Raw genomic sequence first — 4,792 nt, 5'->3', positions numbered from 1 at the left:
CCGGTAGGCAGCTCAAAAGGTGTTGCCTTTTGAGACACCAAGAGGGTCTTGGTGAAGTGAGTCTATCAACTCCTTATCCTCCCTTCGGTCCGGTACCGTTGACAGACGCCATACGGGCCTCTCTCGCCTTTGTAAGAGGTTGCCCCTAGTAAAAACCCTTAAAAAGCAAAAAAGACGCTTCTAGGGGTAGCGTCAGGGAAATGCGGATTTACAACGGTAAGCATTTGATACAAGTCTTATGAGACAGTCAGAAGTCATTTAAAACGCTAATTTCATTATGTCTCAATAAACTCTACTCTATTGGAATTGTGAAGTGATACACTTAAACTAACGTACGCAGGTTTGTTGAATAAGGACTTCAAAAAATACCCTTAATTAAGCTAAAAAGTCCTTCTCTTTATTAAGAAGGACTTTTTTATGTGTTATTCCATTGTCTCATTCATTGTAATAGTTTCGCTTGCTTCATGACCAGATTCTCCATGTCCTGGTCCAAACAAATTCAATATTACAACTCCTACAAGAATCAGTGTTATTCCTGCAATGCTAGCCATGTTAAGTTTTTCCTTCCAAACTAAAACTGAAATTACTGTAGTCAAAACAAGTCCTAAACCTGCCCATAATGCATATGCAGTGTTTAAGGGGATTGTTTTTAGCGACAAGGATAAAAAGAAAAAACAACCAACGAAAGCTATTATTACCCCTATTGTAGGATAGAGTTTTGAAAAGCCTTCAGATGCTTTTAATAGGGAAGAGCCAATAATCTCCCCCACTATTGCAAGTGCTAAATATAGATATGACATTATTCGTCCTCCTGAATCATGTTTATTAGTTCATCAAAAACTTGTGTTTTTAGTTCTTCATTTAATGGTGCCATTCCAAATATTTCTGAAAACCAAAGACCATCTATGGATAATCTTGTAATTGTTATTTTGACAGGATCAATTCCATCAGTTATTAACTTTGTATGCAAAATATCGTATCTCTGCCGGAATTCATCTAATAAATCTGGATTAATAAACATAGCAGCCATTAGTGCGGAATTTAGATTATTGTTTTCTAAATCGGAAAATGTAGATTTAAGATAAGCCCTATTCCATTTTCCTATTGCGTTATCATCGTCGTTATTAACTAACGTATTAATGCATTCGAAATAATTATTTGTCCAATCTTCCACCATTCCTTTAATTAATGCTTCCTTGCTAGGAAAATGGTATAATAATCCACCTTTACTCACGCCAGCTCTTTGGGCGACTGCCTCTAATGTGAGTTTGACAACTCCTTCTTCTTTTACAATTTCAGATGCAGCAATCAATATATTTTTTTTCTTATTAGCATGCTTTGAAATAGACATAATAACCTCCATAACTTAGATACATATAATATACCTTCTGGACGGTTTTTTTGTCAATCGAATTAAAGCTCTTATTTAATATCACTCTTTCACATAAAAATAATCCAATAAATTAATCTAAAGATTGTGAAGAAATGTACTTAAAGTAAAGGGAGCTTTAGTTCAACAGTCGATTTCTTAAAATCGGCTTTATTTATGGGTGAAAATTACATTACCGTTGTAAATCCGCATTTTCAGGACTCTACCCCTTCTAGAGCGCCTCTCATTGTTTTAGCGATTAATTATTATTCCCCTTATTATTTTTTTGAAAATGTTCTTTGTAATATAAATAATCAACTTTATGTTTTGTGGACATTAATTGAGTCGCTAATATTGCGGTGTAAATTGTCGTCAATCCTAGTGCTACTACGGCTAATAAATTTAAATTACTTTTATTAATGCTACTGTTACTATTCATGAAAGCTCAACTCCCTTCTTTAAAATTAGATTTCTAAATATCAAAGATTTTTATTCGAACACCATCAATTCTCCCCTTGTTTTAGGGTGGAGGCTGGCAAGGGGGTTTGGGGGAAGCCCCCATATTGCGTAGATCCATAAGGCAAAAGAGAAAATTTATGAACGGAAGCTCTGGCGGTTTTGGCGGTATAATGGCTCGAGCAAGCCGATTTCCTGAATTCCTCGTTTTAGGTACGTCGGCTTGGCGAAAGTACAGCACCGCCAAAATTTCGGAATGCAAGGAGAAAAGGGTGGAGATTTTTCGGTGGTCTGTCCGAAAAATACTACCCGAACCTTGCGTGGAGAAAAGCCCTTTAGGAGATATAGAAGGGAACACAGAAAAAATGTTGATATATCAATGTTTTAGTTAAGGTAATGTGTCATAGCTTGTGACACGTATATGTGTCATAGCTTGTGACACATAGTTGAATTAAGATGTGTCATTTTTTGCTTGACTATAGTTCATTTTTGACCTATGATGTGTCATAAATTATACATATAGGTATCACAGCTGATGATACATAACAAGGGAGAGAAGGATTCTATGCCAGCAGAGGTGCGTAAATTGGACGAGCAGAGAAAAATTAATGTTGAGTTAACCCCTGAACAACTTCAAATGCTTCAAAGACTTATTGATCTTGAACAGCAAGAAAACAAAGACAAAGAGCAATTTGAAGAGAAAAAGAAAAATCATAATTTCATCCAGCTTTATCGTGACAACATGCCAGAATTAAGATGGTTAATGGCAAATCATAACTTCGCAAGTTCTTTATTATTTTTTATCTTGGAACACATGGATAACAGAAATGCTTTAGCTTGTTCTTATGCAGTTTTTGAAGATTATTTTGGCAAATCAAGGTCAACAGTTTACAGAGCAGTAAAGCTTTTAGAGGAGAATGGATTTTTAAATGTTTTAAAAATGGGAACATCAAACGTCTATGTAGTGAACGAAGACCTTGCTTGGACAGATGGCAATGACAAAAAGAAATTTGCTAAATACGATGGTAAAATCCTTGTCAGCAAAAAGGAAAACAAGGACTTTGAATACAAAAGCCAATTTGATAAATTTAAAGCCCTTAGAGAACGTGAAAACTTAAAATAAAGCGAGTAGATAACTACTCGCCTTTCTTTATTTCAAGAGCATATTTGCCCTCATTTGAATCTTGGTCAACACTTGTAAAAACACCAATATCTTTTATTGGAATAAGAGTTCCAGAACCTAAATGAGGTCTCTTTCTATCCCTCATAAAAAGCATTAATTCTCCCTCTTGGTCTAGTTTCTCCAACTTCTCAACCAATTGTTTCACCTTCATCAGCGTTCCATCTCCATCCCTTTTTGCCTTTGTGGCTTCTCCATTTTTTCTAAAGAGTCCTGGACTAATTTATCTTGCCTATCATCCAGGAACTTGATTGTACTTCGGTCTACATCATTCATCCTCAAGAACGTTTTTACTCGGTCAAGTTGAGCGTGTAAAACTTTGCCCACCCTCTCTTTAAAAACAGAAAACTCCTTGCTGATCTGCACGAGTTTTCCCTTCAATTTTCCGTTCTCTAATTTCAATTCCCGATTCTCATTTTGGTAAGACCGGTTCTCAATTTTTAGAGTGTCCACCTGTTGTTTTAACTCCTTTTTCTCCTTCAACTGGTCATTATATTTATTAACGAGTCCATTGTACTTTTCTATCAAGTCTCCATAGTTCTTTACAATGTCTGTTTGCTTCACTTTTTGCAGTGCTTTTTTCTCTGCTAAGGAGTCTAAATTCTCTTCAATATCTTTGTAGTAATAGCGAATTTTATCTTGTCCAATTTGCATATCAGCTTTCAGCTGCGTAACTTCTTTTTGAGTCTTTTCCAACTCTTTCTGCAGATTCTCTGCTTGTAGCTGATAAGCCACACCATTGGTCGCATAATCGACTAGGCTTTTGTAGTCTTGTTCCTTCATTCCAACAAGCCCTAGAACCTTTTTAGCTTCGATATTCGCAATCGATTTCGATTTATCATCAATCTCTTGAATATGCCCCATTGTCCGCTCATATTTCTCTTGGGCTTCCTTCTCCATGCTTTGAAACGTTTGAGCCTTATATTTAGCCGTCTCCACGTGTTTACGGCTCGACGAGACCCCTCTTTCCAAATTAAAGTCATTTTGCTTCAGGTACTGATTAAAATCGTCCTGAAGACTCACCAGTTGCTTTTTCTGGCCAAAGAAATCTTTAGCCGATAGTCGGCCATCCTCCGTTACTGGAACGAAGCCTACGTGCATGTGAGGGGTTTTCTCGTCATAGTGAACAGTCGCATAGATTAAATTCTTTTCACCGTATCGATCAGCAAGGAACTCATGAGCCGTTTCAAAATACCTTTTCTGCTCTTTGGGTGAAATTTTATCGAAGAATTCCTTGTCAGAGGTAATTAAGAATTCAGCCAGCTTAACTGCATCTTTACGGATCTTTTTTCCAGAGGTCACATTGTCCTCAATTACTTGGCTAATTTTCTCGTTGTAATCAATCTGCCTTTGACCGTTTATCAAGTCATAATTCAGATGAGAATCAGCTTTATTGATGTCGGGATTCGTTTCACTTTCCCTCTCTCTTTGGTTGTGAAATTGAATCCCTTTTATCCCATTTGATTTCATTTTCTGCATTCGGATAATGGAGTAACTCATGGGGTACGCACCCTTTCTGAAAATCGATAGATTAATAGAAAGTGTAACACACTACACTTTGCACGCAAAGTTTCATGTGGTCTGCGACGCTAAAAGCCAAACCTTGGGCTTTGCCCAAACCCACTGGGGAACTCTTCCCCAGACCCCCTTAATCGAACTCCCCAACCCCTCAATCCTTGAGGGGCTCCCTCGCCGGTAGGCAGCTCAAAAGGTGTTGCCTTTTGAGACACCAAGAGGGTCTTGGTGAAGTGAGTCTATCAACTCCTTATCCTCCCTTCGGTCCGGTA

General features: G+C 37.4%; 5 protein-coding genes. 1 reads left to right on the top strand and 4 read right to left on the bottom strand.

Features of this window, described 5'->3' with window-relative positions:
* Nucleotides 1-422: 422 nt before the first annotated feature.
* Nucleotides 423-800 (bottom strand): quaternary ammonium compound efflux SMR transporter QacH, encoded by a 378-nt coding sequence (qacH, locus tag ACF1B9_RS37840; protein WP_000121134.1) that lies wholly within the window; start codon nucleotides 798-800, stop codon nucleotides 423-425.
* Nucleotides 800-1,351 carry a TetR/AcrR family transcriptional regulator gene (locus tag ACF1B9_RS37835; protein WP_000028029.1) on the bottom strand — a complete coding sequence of 184 codons (552 nt, stop codon included), beginning with the start codon at nucleotides 1,349-1,351 and terminating at the stop codon, nucleotides 800-802. Before ACF1B9_RS37835 ends, qacH begins: the two co-directional genes overlap by 1 nt.
* A gap of 1,039 nt (nucleotides 1,352-2,390) precedes the next feature.
* Here ACF1B9_RS37835 and ACF1B9_RS37830 point away from each other — a divergent pair.
* Nucleotides 2,391-2,948, top strand: a complete 558-nt coding sequence (locus ACF1B9_RS37830) for a replication/maintenance protein RepL (RefSeq protein ID WP_048558832.1) — start codon at nucleotides 2,391-2,393, stop codon at nucleotides 2,946-2,948.
* 13 nt (nucleotides 2,949-2,961) lie between these two features.
* Here the strand turns inward: ACF1B9_RS37830 and ACF1B9_RS37825 are convergent, their stop codons facing one another.
* On the bottom strand, nucleotides 2,962-3,144 hold the full coding sequence (locus ACF1B9_RS37825) for a hypothetical protein (protein ID WP_350835256.1): 183 nt from the start codon (nucleotides 3,142-3,144) through the stop codon (nucleotides 2,962-2,964).
* Nucleotides 3,145-3,158: 14 nt separating this feature from the next.
* Nucleotides 3,159-4,505 (bottom strand): MobV family relaxase, encoded by a 1,347-nt coding sequence (gene mobV / locus ACF1B9_RS37820; RefSeq protein ID WP_053082646.1) that lies wholly within the window; start codon nucleotides 4,503-4,505, stop codon nucleotides 3,159-3,161.
* Nucleotides 4,506-4,792 lie beyond the last annotated feature (287 nt).

It is taken from the genome of Streptomyces sp. NPDC014727 (assembly GCF_043083485.1).
Lineage (GTDB): Bacteria > Actinomycetota > Actinomycetes > Streptomycetales > Streptomycetaceae > Streptomyces.
This window is presented reverse-complemented; position numbering and strand designations above follow the sequence as displayed.